The 16,050-nt window shown below is 50.3% G+C and carries 13 protein-coding genes and 3 pseudogenes; 4 read left to right on the forward strand and 12 right to left on the reverse strand.

The window, feature by feature from the left end; translation table 11 throughout:
- Positions 1-69: 69 nt before the first annotated feature.
- The gene (locus ACTG1P_RS01865; RefSeq protein ID WP_440000326.1) at positions 70-756 is read right to left on the reverse strand and encodes an LrgB family protein; all 687 of its coding nucleotides are present in this window, start codon (positions 754-756) and stop codon (positions 70-72) included.
- Positions 753-1,109: a CidA/LrgA family protein gene (locus ACTG1P_RS01870; RefSeq protein WP_005333279.1), complete on the reverse strand. Its 357-nt coding sequence runs from the start codon at positions 1,107-1,109 to the stop codon at positions 753-755. The genes ACTG1P_RS01865 and ACTG1P_RS01870 overlap by 4 nt, the downstream gene beginning before the upstream one ends.
- Before the next feature lie 161 nt (positions 1,110-1,270).
- Here ACTG1P_RS01870 and ACTG1P_RS01875 point away from each other — a divergent pair, with 161 nt between their 5' ends.
- A complete protein-coding gene (locus ACTG1P_RS01875; RefSeq protein WP_440000327.1) occupies positions 1,271-2,980 on the forward strand; it encodes an alpha-galactosidase in 1,710 nt (569 codons plus the stop codon).
- A gap of 78 nt (positions 2,981-3,058) precedes the next feature.
- On the opposite strand, the gene ACTG1P_RS01880 is transcribed toward ACTG1P_RS01875, so the two are convergent.
- From ACTG1P_RS01880 to ACTG1P_RS01900, 5 genes and pseudogenes are all read right to left on the reverse strand, one after another.
- Positions 3,059-3,559, reverse strand: coding sequence for a hypothetical protein (locus tag ACTG1P_RS01880; protein ID WP_005360277.1), 501 nt, complete (start codon positions 3,557-3,559; stop codon positions 3,059-3,061).
- A gap of 155 nt (positions 3,560-3,714) precedes the next feature.
- On the reverse strand, positions 3,715-5,142 hold the full coding sequence (gene sbcB / locus ACTG1P_RS01885; protein WP_440000328.1) for an exodeoxyribonuclease I: 1,428 nt from the start codon (positions 5,140-5,142) through the stop codon (positions 3,715-3,717).
- Positions 5,143-5,359: 217 nt separating this feature from the next.
- A complete protein-coding gene (locus ACTG1P_RS01890) occupies positions 5,360-5,584 on the reverse strand; it encodes a hypothetical protein (protein ID WP_440000329.1) in 225 nt (74 codons plus the stop codon).
- Positions 5,585-5,686: 102 nt separating this feature from the next.
- A pseudogene (locus ACTG1P_RS01895) lies at positions 5,687-6,360 on the reverse strand (IS630 family transposase).
- A 111-nt stretch (positions 6,361-6,471) separates the two neighbouring features.
- Positions 6,472-6,654, reverse strand: a pseudogene (locus ACTG1P_RS01900) (IS4 family transposase); the annotation flags it as partial.
- A gap of 132 nt (positions 6,655-6,786) precedes the next feature.
- Between ACTG1P_RS01900 and ACTG1P_RS01905 the strand changes: the two are divergent.
- Positions 6,787-8,823: a reprolysin-like metallopeptidase gene (locus ACTG1P_RS01905; protein ID WP_440000330.1), complete on the forward strand. Its 2,037-nt coding sequence runs from the start codon at positions 6,787-6,789 to the stop codon at positions 8,821-8,823.
- Between the two features lie 156 nt (positions 8,824-8,979).
- Here the strand turns inward: ACTG1P_RS01905 and gdhA are convergent, their stop codons facing one another.
- The 4 genes from gdhA to ACTG1P_RS01925 all read right to left on the reverse strand — a co-directional run bounded on the left by gdhA (position 8,980) and on the right by ACTG1P_RS01925 (position 12,477).
- The gene (gene gdhA / locus ACTG1P_RS01910; protein ID WP_440000331.1) at positions 8,980-10,311 is read right to left on the reverse strand and encodes an NADP-specific glutamate dehydrogenase; all 1,332 of its coding nucleotides are present in this window, start codon (positions 10,309-10,311) and stop codon (positions 8,980-8,982) included.
- A 227-nt stretch (positions 10,312-10,538) separates the two neighbouring features.
- Positions 10,539-11,273 carry an ankyrin repeat domain-containing protein gene (locus tag ACTG1P_RS01915; RefSeq protein ID WP_440000332.1) on the reverse strand — a complete coding sequence of 245 codons (735 nt, stop codon included), beginning with the start codon at positions 11,271-11,273 and terminating at the stop codon, positions 10,539-10,541.
- 2 nt (positions 11,274-11,275) lie between these two features.
- Positions 11,276-11,719, reverse strand: a complete 444-nt coding sequence (gene uraH / locus ACTG1P_RS01920; protein ID WP_440000333.1) for a hydroxyisourate hydrolase — start codon at positions 11,717-11,719, stop codon at positions 11,276-11,278.
- Positions 11,720-11,787: 68 nt separating this feature from the next.
- Positions 11,788-12,477, reverse strand: a complete 690-nt coding sequence (locus ACTG1P_RS01925; RefSeq protein ID WP_440000334.1) for an outer membrane protein — start codon at positions 12,475-12,477, stop codon at positions 11,788-11,790.
- 295 nt (positions 12,478-12,772) lie between these two features.
- On the opposite strand from ACTG1P_RS01925, the gene ACTG1P_RS01930 reads away from it, so the two are divergent.
- Positions 12,773-13,582, forward strand: coding sequence for a hypothetical protein (locus tag ACTG1P_RS01930; RefSeq protein ID WP_440000335.1), 810 nt, complete (start codon positions 12,773-12,775; stop codon positions 13,580-13,582).
- Positions 13,583-13,648: 66 nt separating this feature from the next.
- On the opposite strand, the pseudogene ACTG1P_RS01935 reads toward ACTG1P_RS01930, so the two are convergent.
- A pseudogene (locus tag ACTG1P_RS01935) lies at positions 13,649-14,468 on the reverse strand (transposase).
- A 464-nt stretch (positions 14,469-14,932) separates the two neighbouring features.
- Here ACTG1P_RS01935 and ACTG1P_RS01940 point away from each other — a divergent pair.
- On the forward strand, positions 14,933-16,015 hold the full coding sequence (locus tag ACTG1P_RS01940) for a hypothetical protein (RefSeq protein WP_440000336.1): 1,083 nt from the start codon (positions 14,933-14,935) through the stop codon (positions 16,013-16,015).
- Positions 16,016-16,050 lie beyond the last annotated feature (35 nt).

Consider the following 16,050-nt stretch of genomic DNA (forward strand, 5'->3'; position numbering starts at 1 on the left):
GTGCGGCAGGTCGCACCCCGAGAGGCCAGCAAGCCTCCCGGAATGGTCAACAGGTGGTCAATGGGGTGATCAGATCAGCCAGTGATAGATGGCAAACAGCAGCGGGGCGACTGCCGCGGTGAGGATCCCGCACACCACCATGGCCAGCGATGCAAAGGCCCCCTGGGTGATCCCCTTCTCGGCGGAGGTGGCGGTGCCGATGGCGTGGGCACAGGCCCCCATGGCGAGCCCTTGGGCTTCCGGGTCGGTCACTTTCAGCAGTTTGAGCAGCGGGTAGCCGATCAGGGCGCCAACAATCCCCACCACCACCACCACGGCGGCCGCGATGGCGGGAATGCCGCCGATGGACTGGCTGACGCTCATGGCGAGCGGGGTGGTGATGGATTTGGTGGCAAGGGAGGCGAGCAGCGCCGGATCTGTGCCCATAAAATGACCGATCAGCAGGGTTGTGCACACCGAGATCAAGACGGAGGCGAGGGTACAGATTAGGATGGGCTTGAGCTTGGCCTGGATCTGGCGCACCTGTTGATAGAGCGGCAGCGCCAGCGCAACTACGGCGGGTTCCAGCAGCATGGTAATGGGGCTGCTGCCGCGCTCGTACTGCTCAAGGGGCAGATCAAACCAGAGCAGCAGGCCGATGATCACCGCGGTCGGCACCAGCACAGGGTTGATGATGGGCCAGGGCAGGCGGCGATAGAGTGCGCGGGTGGCTAAATAGAGCGTCAGGGTCAGGGGAATTGCGAGCCAGAAGATCATTTGTTCATCCTCTGGTAGAGCCGACCGACGGTGGCGAGGATCAGCACGATCCCGAGCACGATGCAGAGCATGATGACGCCGAAGGATTGGCGCAGGGGCTCAAGCCAGGCCACCAGTCCGACCGCGACCGGCACGAACAAAACGCCCATGTGGCGCAGCAGCAAGCCTGCCCCCAGCTCGACCCAGTGCAGCTTTATAAGCTGAAGGGAGAGCAGCACGAACAGCAGCAGCATGCCGATGATGCTGCCGGGAAAGGCAAACGGCAGGATGGCTGCCACGGATTTGCCTGCCAGCAGGCAGGCGACGATGACCATAAAGTCACGAAAGTACAGCAAGGCGCGTTGCGCGATCACGTGAACCTCATCGACTGGGATGAAAAATCGCAGTTTACCAGAGAGGCTGGGTCGCGGCATTAAAACAATAACAACTGAAATCAGTTCATTTGAGGCTGATTTGATTGGCATTTTTTGAAAAGTGCCTGATAGAACCCTTTTTCGAACTACAAGGAGTAGTGATGACATCCCTCTTGTCCCGAGTTCGCCAGCTGGCGAACGATACTGCGTTGCCACCCCATCTGCTGCAAACCCGTCAGTGGGAAGGGCCCCTGTGTCGGGTGCGACTCGACAACACAGGTTCTGATGCCACTCCGGTTGAGCGCTGGGTGCTGTTTGACGGCAAGCTTGGCCTGCCGGTGGAGAGCGCCATCTATGGTGAAGGATTCCAGATGCTGGCCCAGACCATGGGTAGCTGGCAATCACCGCAACATGTCGGCCGTTGCCCCGATGCCAGCGTTTATCGCATCACTGATGACAATGGCTATCACACCATTCACAACCTGTTGCTGGTGGAGCATGGCAAGGGGTGGCTGCTGCTCGCCTTTGCCAGCTGCCACCGTTTTGGCGGGGAGTTTCGCCTCTATCCTGATGGTCGCCTGCAGATCCTGATGAACTGCGAAGGGCGAAAACTTGCAGCCGGTGAGCACTGGCAGAGCGAGGCGCTGATCTGCCTCGAAGGGGCGGAGCGCGAGGATCTGCTGGCCGAGCTGGCACGGCTGATCGAGGCCGAGCACGGCTCGCTGATCGGTAAGGTGAGTGAGCGCCCGAGCGGTTGGTGCTCCTGGTATCACTACTACGCCGAGGTTAGTGCTACCGATATTCGCGAAAATCTGCAGGTGCGTGCCGAGCGCTTCCCGGCGTTACGCTATGTGCAGATAGACGACGGCTATCAGGCCAAAATGGGCGACTGGCTTACCCCTTCGGCCAAGTTCGAGCAAGATGTTGCTTCATTGGCTGCGGAGATCAAACAGGCTGGCTGTGAGCCCGCTCTCTGGGTCGCTCCCTTTATTGCCGAACCAAGCTCGCAGGTGTTTCAGGATCATCCCGACTGGTTTGTGAAGGGGGATGACGGTCTGCCGCTGCCTTCCGAACGAGTGACTTATGGCGGTTGGCGTTGCACTCCCTGGTATGTGCTGGACGGCACCCACCCCGAGGTGCAGGCGCACCTTGAGCAAGTGTTCCTTACCCTGCGTGAGCAGTGGGGCATTCACTACTTCAAGCTCGATGCCAACTTCTGGGGCGCTATCCACGGTGGCCGTTTCCACGACTCGGCCGCCACCCGAGTTGAAGCCTATCGACGCGGTATGGCGGCCATCCTGCGCGGTGCTGGTGAAGGCGCTTTCCTGCTTGGTTGCAACGCGCCCATCTGGCCAAGCCTTGGGCTGGTTCACGGTATGCGGGTGAGCGATGACGTGGAGCGCAATGGCCACCGCTATCGCCAGATCGCTCGCGAAGCCTTCTGCCGCGCCTGGCAGAATGACAAGCTCTGGGCCCTCGATCCCGACTGCATCTGCGTGCGCGATCTACCTAGCCAGCAAGCAAGCAAGGCGGATTACAGCTTCCATCTGGCAGCGCTGGTAGCGAGTGGCGGCATGATGCTGGCCGGTGATCGGCTGCAAGATCTCGATGAGGAGCAGGCGGCGCAACTGCGCAAGTTGCTGGCGCTCTGCTCAGCTCGAGCACCTTCTGCCCGTTTCGAGTCGATGGACTTTGCCTGCGGCGAAGTAAGCCTGCCCGAGGGGGGCACTCTGCTCTGCCTGTTCAACTGGGAGGGGCAACCACAGGAGTTTCTGCTGCCGGAGGGGGGAACCGATTTTTGGCAGGGGCAGGCAGTCGGCACAACCGTGACCCTGCAAGGGGGCGAGGGGCGGGTGATCCGCTACACCTGATCACAACATCACCACATACAATTCAGGCTCCATTACGGAGCCTGAATTGTTTCAATCAGCGGTTATCAGCCACGTTTTTCAGTAACGCCACTCAAAACCGACGGCGTATTTGGCTGAGCCATAGCCCGGGATATCACTGCCGGAGGCGATCGCCTTGAGGGTCAGCAACGGGGTGATGGGCACCCCCAGACCAAAACCGATGGCCAACTGATCATTGGGGTTCCCCATCAGATCGACCCGCATCACCCGATAGAGGGACATATCCTCGCTCAGGTGCATATAGGCTTGCGAAGCGCGGTTATAGACCTGACCAAACACCTCCAGCTGGAAACCTGACTGGGCGCTGATGGCCAGCGGTACCCCGACAAACTTGTAGAGATGGGAGCCGTTGAAGTAGCTGTTGGTGATCAGGGGAGTGAAATCAGTCTGCTGATAAAGGGTGTTGAAGTTCTGTTCTACGATGCGATAGGTCTGCTCGGGCAGGCGAGCAAGATAATCCGGCACATCGAACCGGTATGCGGCGTTGGCTGCCAGCGGCAGCAGGGCCAGTAATCCGAGCAGTGCGTGGTGACGAGGCATCAGCAAATGGCTTCCGTTCGGCCAAAGAGATCTCTTGCTTGGGAGACATCCGCTCAGGATGTTGCAAGATATTGGTTTTTGGGGAAATCCCCTTCGTCATTATGACCTGAAGAAGGGGATGGGCGGGAAGGATTTATTGTGAAACTACTCACAACTCATAAATCTTCCAGATAGTGATAAAGACTCTTTAGAATCGCAAAGTTCCGTTCGTTACTCTGGTTCTGCTCGGCCAGCGCCTCGAGACGGGGCACATAGTCCGGCAGACGGCGGCTGAAGTAGTCGCTGCAGTGCAGGCGCCAGCGTTTCTGCTCCGCTTCGCTCAAGGTGTGCGGCCAGTTGCGGGCGCGATAGCGGAACAGCATCTCCGGCAGCCGGGCGTCGGTAAAGGCGAACTCCCGTTCACCTAGCAGATCCGCGGGGGTGGCGCGCACCAGATCCATGGTTGACTTGTCGCCATGGCCAAAGAATCCGGCGTAGAGCTGGGTATCGGGGTCGCTGTCATTACTGCCGGCGAACTCCTGATTGAATACTTCCACCAGTTTTTCCCGTACCTCGGGGTGGGCGCGCAGCAGATCCAGGCTCTTGCGGCACTGCTCCCGATTGATGCCGAGCTCGTCGGCGCGCTCCGCCGTCAGGGTGGCGGCCGGCGCCAGCACCGGGCACTTGTTGATGTGCACCAGTTTCACCGGAATGCCCGCCAGATCCCCCAGCTCCTCTTTTTTGGTATAGAGGCGCTCGCGGATCTCCTCGCTGGAGAGTTCAATGAGCGGGGTGGGGTCACGGGTCAGATCCACCATGATCACCGCGTTCTGGTTGGTGGGGTGCCAGGCAAGTGGCGAGACCCAGCTTGCACAACCCTGCCAGGGGGAGAACATGCCGGAGACATGCACCAGCGGCTTCATGTTCACCACGTCAATCAGCGCCTTCACCTTGTTCTTGTTGCGAAGGTCAAAGAGATAACCAAACAGCTTGGGTTGGGCTTTTTTCACCAGCTTGGCCATCTCGATGGTGGCCAGCACGTCGGAGAGCGCATCGTGAGCATTGGCGTGGGCCACACCGTTGGCGACCGTCAGCTTCTCCAGCCGGAAACTCGGCTTGCCCTCATCGTCAAACGCCCACTCGATCCCCTCCGGCCGCAGGGCATAGCAGGCCCGCAGCATGTCGAGAATGTCCCAGCGGGAGTTGCCATTCTGCCAGCTGTAGGCATAGGGGTCATAGAAGTTGCGATAGAGGGTGTAGCGGGTCACTTCATCATCGAAGCGGATGCTGTTGTAGCCCAGCACACAGGTATTCGAAGTGGCGAACTGCTCGTGGATCTGGCGAATGAAATCCGCCTCGCACAGCCCGTCCTTCATCGCCTTTTGTGGCGTGATACCGGTGATAAGGCATGCCTCTGGGTCCGGCAGGTAGTCCGCCGGAGGTTTGCAATAAATGACCAGCGGCTCGCCAATGATGTTGAAATCTGCATCGGTACGAATACCGGCAAACTGCGACGGCCTGTCCTTGGCGGGGCTGATGCCGAAGGTTTCGTAATCGTGGAAGTAGAATGTTGGCTCGTTGCCCGCGTGTGCTGTTTTGCTCATGTTGCTCGAGATGAGGTATCCGATGACGGCGCCTGGCGCCTGGGTGGGCGGTGCTAGGCACCACAATTGCCTGCATGGTAAACCATAGCGCAGGCAGAACGAAGGGCGAGCCGTACTGGTGGCGGTTTATTGGGCAGTTTATCCCGACATTTTGTGCACTTCTCCTCTACTCATCGAGTCAATAAGGCCCATCCATCCTTCAGGATATGATGATTGTTTAGTGATATCTGTAGTGATCGGTAAAGATGGCCCCTTCATTGACGATCCTGTCCAGATTCGGGGTCTGGTAGCCCATCATTCCCTGGTTGTAAGCACTGATGTTCCAGTAACCGATGTCATCGCCCATGATGGCAAGAATAGTGGGCTTGGCGGCTGCTGTGGCACTACCAGCGGTGGCCATTAAGGCAAGGCTCATGGCTATTTTATTTATTTGAATAGCCATTATTGGCTCCACTCCTAATCTGATGTGAATTGGTACACAAAATGGGCGATGAAAGCTGCATGCGTTTAACGCAGCGGAAATAAATAACTGATCCCAATAGTGCTACACCTTCGCTGTGCCATAGCCATTCCCCAGGAAAGGAGACACGGTATCGATGAAGTGTTTCACTCGAGCCAGCAGGTTGGCCATCCCGCTGCATTGATGATTGCGCGTGATCGTTTCATGCAACTTGTGCTACAGCCGTTCTATGTGATTAACCCAAGGACTGTAAACTGGCTGGAATACCAAGCAGAACTTGGGGTTCTTCTTCAACCATCGCTCGGTCTGTTTGCTTTTGTGAATGATGTAGTTATCGAGGATCAGGGTGATGGTTTTGGCTCGTGGGTAGTGGTGACACAGCTTTTCCAGCATGGCGATAAACAGCGATGAGTTTTTCTTTATCCCACTGACTTAAAGCACCTTCAGTTGCCTGTATGGAGAACGCCTGCCAGGTGAATACCATCTCCATACAGCACCAGTAAGGTGACAATCTTAGAGGCACGGCCAGCCGGTAAGGCTTCTAGAGCCCCCAGACCTTCATCCCGATACCATCGAAGCCAACGGCCGATGGTCGAGCGAGCAGCGCTGGTAAGGTGATGAACATCAGTGATCGTGCGTCTTGCATGTAACAGCAAGATGGCCATCAAGCGAAGAGCATACTCTTTATCACGCGTGGCATGGATGATTTTGAGAATGCGGCGCCGTTGTGAGCGTGGCAGTGGTGGTAGGATAGGCATCAACTCAGTCCTTTGTGGGTGGCTTGTTTTGTTTGGCGACTAATGAGAGCGCACAAATTGGACTGAGTTCCCTTCCTCCAGTGATCTACTATTCGGAACAGCTATTTAGGTACGACATCGTCGCCGTCCGGCATCTTTCATTGATCGTCTCGCCAGTTTTGGCACTTCCCATTCATCACCGCGCCAAGCTTATCTAGGATTCAAGCTTTGAATTCCTAACACCAGATCACATGCCCCTACATCGATTATTTTTTTCAACTTTGCCCTGTCAATGTAATCAGCATACGTCAATATCTGCAGGGGCAATTTTTTAGACTTCCGCTAATAACAAAATGATTATGTGGGTAGGATCTTTCCTACCGTGTGTAAAGTTTATTCCTACCACATCGATAAAGTAGCCATCAGTCACAAGTGAGGCTATCTAAGATGACATGTATTATGAAAGGAGTATGTTTAGCCGCTGGTCTGTTCGTGAGCTGCGTATTGGATGCGGCCCCATGGATTACGTTGGCGGCAAAGGGGTCTGACCAAGAAAAAGGAGAAGTGCGAGCCAAGGCATATCATCTGTTAAGTGCTGATGAAGAGTATCTTCAACAGCTTTATGCCGGAATGAAGCAGATTGAACTGCCTCTGCCTGAGGGGGGAACCATAAGGTATGTGCTTACGCCTTATTCACTTCTACCCGATGACTTGGCACGCCAATACCCTCAATTATTAACTTTTCAAGGTTACCAAGTTGATAATCCCACAGGACAAGGGCGTTTTGATATAGGGCCTAATGGATTTTACGGTGTATTCACATATAACGGTCGTTCTGTGTATTTAGATGCTTTGGGAGATGGCCGCTATGCTTCCTACTATCAGAACGATTCTCGTAATAATTTAGCGAAGAGAGATGAGAAAATTGTGTCTATGCCTACTGTGGGCAGGCAATATAAACAAGTTATAGAAGGCTCTGCTCATAAAGGAAACGATATAGTCAAGGCGTACACAATTGCTATTTCTACTACTGGTGAATACACAGAATTTCATGGGGGGACAAAAGAGAAAGCACTCAATGCAATGATGACATTGCTCAACCGGCTCAATCAGATTTATCGAAGGGATCTTGGTGTTGAGCTGAGATTGGCAAGTGGTAACGACAATTTGATATTTATAGATCCACAGACAGATCCATTTCATAATGGTCAATTAGATATGAAAACCAATGCATCGGTTCAATCCTTGGCTAAGAATAATGGCCTTATTGGAGATTTTGACGTAGGCCATGTATTAACGACTAACGGAGGCGGCGTTGCTGTTCTGAGATCCCTTGGCACCGCTAGTCGTTCAATGGGTATGACGGGCTCATGGAATCCTACTGGGGATGCATTCTTCGTTGATTACGTCGCGCATGAGCTCGGCCATCAATTTGGTGCGGATCATACATTTAATGGAACAAGCGGTAGCTGTGGAAGTGGCAACCGCAATCCTAAGCAAGCTTGGGAACCAGGAAGTGGCAGTTCTATCATGGCGTATGCTGGTTTATGTGGAGAAGAGAGTATTCAGTCACATAGTGATCCTTATTTTCACAGCAAATCCATTGAACAGATAAAAGCGCACTTGTCTTTGCATTCTGATATTGGCACTGTAATTGAGTCGATGAATGAGGTGCCAATTGTGAATGCCGGTAATGATGTTGTGATACCAGCAATGACCCCATTCACGTTGACTGGCGCAGGTAGTGATCCCGATGGCGATGAATTGAGTTATACATGGGAGCAGATTGATCTTGGTGAGTTTTCTATGAATGTGGCTTCAATGGTTGATGATGGCTCTCGACCTCTGTTCCGTTTTATGTCGCCTGTCAAGAGTCCAGAACGTACTTTCCCTGCCATGAAATCCCTTTTTACGGGTGTATTGGCGAGGGGGGAAGCGTGGCCTGAGTTTACACGAGAGTTGAATTTTCGTCTTGTAGCACGAGATAACAGAGGTGGCGTCGCCAGCGATGATATGAAAGTCAAAATCCTGAGTGATGCCCGTTTCTCACTCTATCCGATACCAGGCAATCATATTACTGCTGGACAACAAAATGTAGTTAACTGGGAAGTGGGGGGCACTGATCGACCTCCTATTAGTTGCAGTATGGTTAATATCTCCCTGAGTTCAGATGAGGGGGTAAGTTGGCAGTCAATAGCACAGAAACAACCCAACAATGGGGCCGCAAGCATATATATCCCTGTCGATATAGCTGAAACTGCAAGAGTAAAGGTTTCTTGTGTAGACAATATATTTTTTGCCATGAGCCCAGAGTTGACCGTAAGCAATGCCTCACAAATGGCCACAGATAATACAGATAGTAATGAATACTCGATTGTTAAGGTTAATGAGGGCGAAAGTAACGATGGTGGTGGTGGTTCGTTTGACTGGGTTGCTTTAATTTTAATTGTAGGGGGGATATTTCTTCGCAGACAGGTGGGGTAATTAATACGAATATAATGTTTAGTTGTATACATACTATTTTGTAATAGAGAAAACAATACAATCAAATTTTACTAATGTACATTTTGTTTATTTTTAAAAGGGGTTCCCGGAAGGGTAATGATGCGAAGGAGTCTCCTTCGCATCATTGTTTTTGAATTACAAGATACCTTGATCCAACATTGCATCAGCTATTCGGACAAAACTAGCAATATTGGCGCCTCTCTCATAGTTTATCCATCCCTTGTTATCACGACCGTACTCGATACAGAGGGTGTGTATAGACATCATGATCTGCTGAAGATGTTCATCAACTATTTCTCTAGACCAAGATAATCGCTGAGCATTTTGACTCATTTCCAAACCTGATGTTGCTACACCCCCGGCATTCGCAGCTTTGCCAGGTGCAAATGAGACACCTGTCTCATGAAAAAGCGAAATTGCCTCCGCAGTACAAGGCATGTTAGCACCCTCTGCAACAAGTTGGACGCCATTAGTGATGAGCAGTTTTGCATCTCCGCTCCTCAATTCATTTTGCGTCGCACAGGGGAGAGCTATGTCAGTAGGTATAAACCAAGGGGAGCGCTTTTCATGGAATTGGACACCAACCTTATCTGCATATTCTTTAATTTGTCCACCATTGGTTTTGATTGCTTGCAGAGATTGGAGTTTTTCTGCTGTAAAGCCTGAGGGATCGTAAATGCAACCAGATGAATCGGATGCTGTGATCACCTTGCCCCCCAGTGCTATTGCTTTCTCTATCGCAAACTGAGCAACATTGCCTGAGCCAGATATAGAAATGTGCTTACCTGCAATGTGCTGGTTTGACTGGGCCAGCATGGCAGACACAAAATAAAGCAAACCATATCCGGTTGCTTCAGGCCGAAGCCGGCTGCCCCCAAAGGAGGCACTTTTCCCTGTAAATACACAATCATTTCTATTGGTCAGCTTTTTCATCATTCCTGCCATATAGGCGACCTCCCGAGCTCCTACACCAATGTCACCAGCAGGCACATCAGTATCAGGGCCTACATGGCGATAAAGCTCGAGCATTAACGCTTGGCAAAAGCGCATGATTTCTCCTTCACTTTTTCCCTTGGGATCGAAATCAGAGCCGCCTTTTCCTCCCCCCATTGGCAAAGAGGTCAGTGCATTCTTGAAAGTCTGCTCAAAGGCTAGAAACTTCAAAATAGAGGCGTTGACACTTGGGTGAAATCTCATGCCTCCCTTATAAGGACCGATAGCTGAGCTGTGTTGAATGCGAAATACTCTATTGACTTGCACCATACCCTTATCATCTACCCAACAAACGCGAAAGCGGATTAGCCGCTCTGGTTCCAGTATCCGCTCAAGTAAGTTATGCTGCTGGTATTTTTGATGAGATGAGTAAAAGGGCCAAATGGAATGAAGCACTTCACGGACAGCTTGCAAATACTCGGGCTGATGTGGATAACGTTGCCAAAAATGGTCAAAAAATAGGTCATAACTCATTAGTGCATCCTTGTATTAAACAACTCTGGTCACAGTTTGTTTTATATGAGGTTGAAATGTGACGTGGTTTACGATTTAGCACAAGAAAGAAAATTCTGAAATATTGCATTTTTGAAGGCGTATAGTTGCTGAAAATAATATACGCGGTACGGTGAAGTCATGTCATGAAGTTATGAGTACATAGATAATATAAAGGCTGCAAAAGTTGCAACCTTTATAAAATTATTTTAGCACGCTTTCTTTCCTGTTTTGAAATTTACTGCCCCGTGTTTAATTAGAATGTCAACAATATCCTGATGGCCACGTGAACATGCATAAGTAAGAGCGTTTTGTTGCAATGGTTCACTGACAAGATCTACTTTGGCACCAATGGATAGCAGATAGTTAACCATCTCAATTCTATTGTTGCTGGCGGCTATCATCAACAAGCTTTCTGCTTCTTTGTCTGCGCTCTGATCGTTGATATCTATTTTCCCTTTCAGTTTGCTATATATTGCCTTCGCGACGTCAGCGTTTTTCCCGAGTGCTGCTGATTTGAGCGCATTTTTGACGTCTGCATCGTCCGTCGCGTATAAGTCTGCACCTTTATCAATAAGATAGTTGACTATATCTTCGTAGCCGATAAAGGCCGCCCAGCCAAGGGCTGTCTGTCCGCGACCGCTTAAATTATCTTTAGCTTCAAGTGGTTGTCCTGACTCTACCATCTCTTTAACTTGAGCCAAGTTACCTTTTTTTATGGCATCAAACCACTTGGTGTGTGGACCTACGGATGGATAATAAAATATTCGATGTGGTAATACGTGACTATTGGCGATGGAATGCATCTCTTCGTAACTTAACCGATAGTCAGATAGTGATGCGGGTTTTACTGGTTGGAAGTCACTGGCTGCTAATATGGAGCCTGACAATGCTAATGTGAATATACTGGTGATAAAGATTCTTTTTGCTCCACGAATATACATAGTTAACTTCCTCTATATGTTGCGAAACCATATTGTGTCAATGTAATTGGGACATGATAATGTGTGTTATCATCCACATAAAACTCAATGTTCACTATGGGATAGAAGCTATTTTTATTCTGCAATTGGTAGTATTTTTCTGTTGAAAACTCAAGCTTGTACTTACCAAAAGCATCATTGCTTCCTAACTCAACATTGGTAAATCGTTTGATCCTGCCATTTTCATCTGTACGCTGGGTGTCGATTAGCTGCCACTGCTTGCTTCCATATCTAAACAGTTTTACTTCTACTCCATCAGCTCCTTTGCCAAGGGAGGTGTCCAGAACATGGGTACTAAGATAACCATTTTCCGCATTGATGTTGGTCGTGACCGGACTTGTAGCAGAATATGCAAGAGGGGATATCGACAATGGAAATAAAAGACTAAGCGCGATTTTATTAATCATGATCTATTGCTCATTGATGTTGTTAAGAAGCAGGTTGACGCCAACCTGCTGTTTTTAATGTGGTTTAATCAGAATGGATAGGTTAGGCCAAGGTAAATTTCTTGTAGTGATAGTTCAGCTTTTAATTTCTCATCACTCTGATGGCGAGCATTATCAAAACGGTTAAATCCGCTCTCAACTTTTCCTAGACCGATATAGCGGTATCCAAAGTCAGCGATAAATGACGAACTGATGTTTGCACGTAAGCCTGCACCGATAGAATAGGCAAGGTTGCTCTGTTCATTGCTATCAAAGCGTCTTCCTTCATTACCTTGCCAACCCTCTACATCTATCTTTGACAAGCCTAGACCCGCTTGACCATATACAGACCATGAACCGTAAACAGGTACTTCGCGGTATGCATTGATCATCAGTCGTTCAGTGCTTATTTTATAATTATTTCTGGAACCGTTAAAAGAACCACCGTCTATGCTTGTGATAAAATGTGAATCAGTCTTTGGATTATATTCCAATTCTATCTGCCAATATTTATCAAACTGATAGCCTAATGCCACTGAGCCACGCTTATCATCATCTTTGCTCACAACTTCAGTGTAACTCGCATTGCGAGGGTCAATACCAACACGAAGCGTGGTATCCATACTACTTGCGTACTGAGTACTGTCTATAAATTTTCCGGAAACATAATATCCATCAGCGTGAGCTGCTTGTTGAAATACGGCTGCACTAATGAATATTAAAGGAATATGTAATTTCATTATTTTTCCTCATTTTTGCACTAGCTATAGAAGCTATAGATGATAAAAGTTTGTTTTAATTATATTTTTAAAGTTGTGAAACAGGCTCAATCAATAATTGAGTTATATTATCGCCAATCTGTATGTTAACCGTGGATGAATAAATGCTGTGGTCTGTGTAAGGTATTTCTTATTAGGTGGAGGTTGTGTGAGTGACTAGGCCAAGTTTGGCTTTATGGTCAGGATATTCTGACTTTAAAAATCTTTGTTAATGTGTATTCTGCGTGGGGGCCATGCGAGGCTGCTTTGGGGTTGTATGAAAAAATGCATATCAACAACTTTAATGTTAAGAATAAATATCAGTGCGGAGATGAATATCGTGAAATTTTTTCAAATGATGGTGTCGTTAATATTTAACATAGCAATTTTCTGGCGATGGCTGATAATTGTTGTATTTCCGGTGATCGCGATGGAGAGTGAGCATACGTTGCCTGTTTATGGCCTAGGTGGGCCACTACAACCGGAGCTATCCGTTCCAAATTTTCGATTGGGGCAATTATTGACCGCCAATGCGCGCTCCAGCGATCCCGACGGTGATCCTATTCAATATCAATTTCGCTGGTGCACTCAGCCTGGGGGCGGGGGGATGTGTGTAGAAGGACAAACTCAAATATTCAACACTCCGGGGAACAGATACGTCGTTGCTAGAGCGATAACACCGAGAGGTTATCCGCAAGAGACGCAAGGGTATAGTGTATGGAGTCAGGAAGTTGTCGCCAACATGATTGGAACACCTCCTGTTGCAAAAGATGTGCAGATCATTGGAAATAGCATTGTGGGTCAGGTGTTGACCGGTCATTTTACCTATGAAGACATTGACGGAGATCCTGCTGGGGAACATTATTATTTGTGGTATAGGGCTGATGACTCGGCTGGGGCTTTGAATAAGGTTCTCGTAGCTGGCGGGGTCGACTACGTTCCCACTGAGGATGATATTGGTAAGTATCTGGTACTTGAAGTGACGCCTGTTTCAGCATCTGGGTCCATACCAAATAGCGGATCTTCAGTATCCGTTGTTACAGTTATGCCGATTGTTGATAGTCGGCAACAGCAGCATATGTTTTAAGGTCCAGATTCGCGTTGTTGACTAAATCAACCATCAAGTCATAACTTATCACGCCCCGGGTTACCACTACACTCGGGGCGTTCTGACTGGTAGGCCCAGGGTATTCAGCTTGTTGATGGCGCTTACATACGCCATGACTTCTCCCACTTGGCCGTTGTAGTTACGCAGACTGATTTTCCTCGTCAGTGACAGCTTGAACCGATACATCGCCGTCTCTGCCAGCGAGCGACGGTGATACCCCGATATCTTCTTCCAGTGCGCCAGCCCATCCTTTCGCATTACTAGTATGGTCTCATTTCTTGGATGTCCCTTTTTCCATAACCCCGCACTCTTGCGAGGTGGGATACAGGTTGTCGCCCCTTTGTGCGAGATAAGTTGATGGCTGGCTTTACTGTCATAGGCGCTATCCGCATAAACACATCGCAGCTTACGCCGCAGAGCGTTGAGCAAGGCGGGCAACACCCCGGCATCATGGACATTTTCCAGCGAGACTTCCGCCAAATTCGCCGTTTCTTAACGCCATGTTTTACGACCTTCCATTCGCCTTCGCCAAACACCTTCAGCCCGGTTGAGTCGATGACTAAGTCGGTGATACTCCCCTTGGCCGGTTGTCGATAGGACACTTTCACCGTGTCACCGTGCGAGCGCGCTGGCTGACACAGCTGTAGTCCGGTAGCGGTACATTCATCAACTCGAACAGAGAGTCGAGTAGTCCCAGAGTGGTCCGCAGAGTGAGGTTGAAAATCCCCTTGAGCATCAGGAAGGTACAAATGGTCTGGTCGGTGTAGAGCTGGCTGCGGCCCCTCCGCCCATGATGGTCGTGGTGGAACCAGTTGTTCATGGCCTCGGTATCAACCCGGAAGGTGAGTGAACCACGGTTAATCAAAGACTTGTTGTACTTAGGTCAGTTGGTGATGGGGTGAAGCGATGTGCCCATGATGCAGACTTGAAGGGGATGGTGGTGATCAAATCACCGAGCCCTCAGTTAGTTCCATCCAAGCTGCGTCGATTTGGGCAACAACGCTCGTACCATACCAATGCCGCAGGTTGTTTCCTACAAGAAGGAAGGATCTATCCTACATACCTGAAACCTCCTTGTGGCTATTATTTGCTCATCGATTCAGCGAGCTCGTTGAAAAGATAAAAATCCAAAATCGAGTTGCCGGTCTTAATGCGTTGGTCAATATGAAATGTTGCCCAGCCGGATACAGAGTTGTTTGTCCTTTGCCTCATCCGATAGGCTAAAAAGGGCAAGCGGTATCAAGCTGAACCAGGGATAGTCTCCTCGCGATTGTTAACAACGTGCAGTTGCTTATTGAGCTGCGTATGTAACCGACAAGGTCTCTATTCATGAAAAAGTTTGCAACCCCTTCTCACCATATTCGCCGTACCACCTTGGCTGCCGTTTTGCTGGCAACTCTGGTCAGTAACGGCGCGAGCGCTTTGGTCTCAACCAACAGCGCAGGTCCCATTCATGGCCGTCAAATCACCGTCGTTGCCGCACCGGAGATCACTGGGCTGGGGGTGGTCGGTGTGCCGGTCACTCTGCCAACAGTACCGGGTACTGCCGATGCAGATGGTGATGCACTGACCGACTGGTACTACGTTTGGCAACTGGATGGTGTTGATGTCGGCGGCGAGCAGTTAGCAGGCAGCATTGATGCCATTCCCGCCTACACCCCGCAACCTGCTGATGCTGGTAAGAAGCTGACTCTCAAGCTGCGTGCTGTTGCCGACGAGCGAAGCTTCCCGGTGGCAACCCGTTACTCAGCGGATAGCCTCTCCAACGAAATAACCATCGCTGCAGGTGATCTGGAAATCGGTGGTGAAGGCCCCATTGTTGAAAATCCTGGTATCCCGGGCTCCATCGGCCTTGACGGGGATGGTAACGGCAGTGGCCCAGAGAACCAGGAGATCAAAGTCGATATCGGTTCCTCCGTTAGCAACAACAACAACGGTGGTGATCTGGAGTGGAGCCTGGGTGGTGATGACAGTAGCCAGTTCACCATTGACGACAACGGTGTGCTGACCTTGAAACCGCAAGATGCAGAAAACCCGCTTGATAGTGATGGCAATGGCACCTATGTGGTTGAGGTAACGGTCACTGACCCGGCGACCGGGGCACAAGACACAATCACTATCACCATCACAGTTGACAACGTTGTTGAAGCCGCAACTGACGTCAAGGTAGTCGATGAAGCAGGCGTCGTCATTACAGGCAACCCGGTCGTAGGGACCACTTTGCACTCGGCCGTGACGCTGGATGACGGTGCTGGCGAGAAGCTTGACCGTGCTGATGCCACCTACCAATGGCAGCGTGCCCTGGATGGTACGGAAGATTGGGCTGGTGTTGCTGGTGCAACCAGTGCCACCTACACCACCACAGGGGCGGATCAGGGTTACAAGTTCCGTGTGGATGCCAACGGCAAGTAATATCACTACATATCCCAAGAGTGGCAAGGAGGCCC

Origin of the sequence: Aeromonas sp. 11P (assembly GCF_051920165.1) — a bacterium.
Classification (GTDB): domain Bacteria; phylum Pseudomonadota; class Gammaproteobacteria; order Enterobacterales; family Aeromonadaceae; genus Aeromonas; species Aeromonas veronii.

Excerpts from the sequence above, each read along its gene's own strand:
- ACTG1P_RS01865 (WP_440000326.1), bottom strand. The coding sequence starts at position 756 with ATGATCTTCTGGCTCGCAATTCCCCTGACCCTGACGCTCTATTTAGCC.
- ACTG1P_RS01875 (WP_440000327.1), top strand. The coding sequence starts at position 1,271 with ATGACATCCCTCTTGTCCCGAGTTCGCCAGCTGGCGAACGATACTGCG.
- ACTG1P_RS01880 (WP_005360277.1), bottom strand. The coding sequence starts at position 3,559 with ATGCCTCGTCACCACGCACTGCTCGGATTACTGGCCCTGCTGCCGCTG.
- sbcB (WP_440000328.1), bottom strand. The coding sequence starts at position 5,142 with ATGAGCAAAACAGCACACGCGGGCAACGAGCCAACATTCTACTTCCAC.
- ACTG1P_RS01890 (WP_440000329.1), bottom strand. The coding sequence starts at position 5,584 with ATGGCTATTCAAATAAATAAAATAGCCATGAGCCTTGCCTTAATGGCC.
- ACTG1P_RS01905 (WP_440000330.1), top strand. The coding sequence starts at position 6,787 with ATGACATGTATTATGAAAGGAGTATGTTTAGCCGCTGGTCTGTTCGTG.
- gdhA (WP_440000331.1), bottom strand. The coding sequence starts at position 10,311 with ATGAGTTATGACCTATTTTTTGACCATTTTTGGCAACGTTATCCACAT.
- ACTG1P_RS01915 (WP_440000332.1), bottom strand. The coding sequence starts at position 11,273 with ATGTATATTCGTGGAGCAAAAAGAATCTTTATCACCAGTATATTCACA.
- uraH (WP_440000333.1), bottom strand. The coding sequence starts at position 11,719 with ATGATTAATAAAATCGCGCTTAGTCTTTTATTTCCATTGTCGATATCC.
- ACTG1P_RS01925 (WP_440000334.1), bottom strand. The coding sequence starts at position 12,477 with ATGAAATTACATATTCCTTTAATATTCATTAGTGCAGCCGTATTTCAA.
- ACTG1P_RS01930 (WP_440000335.1), top strand. The coding sequence starts at position 12,773 with ATGAAAAAATGCATATCAACAACTTTAATGTTAAGAATAAATATCAGT.
- ACTG1P_RS01940 (WP_440000336.1), top strand. The coding sequence starts at position 14,933 with ATGAAAAAGTTTGCAACCCCTTCTCACCATATTCGCCGTACCACCTTG.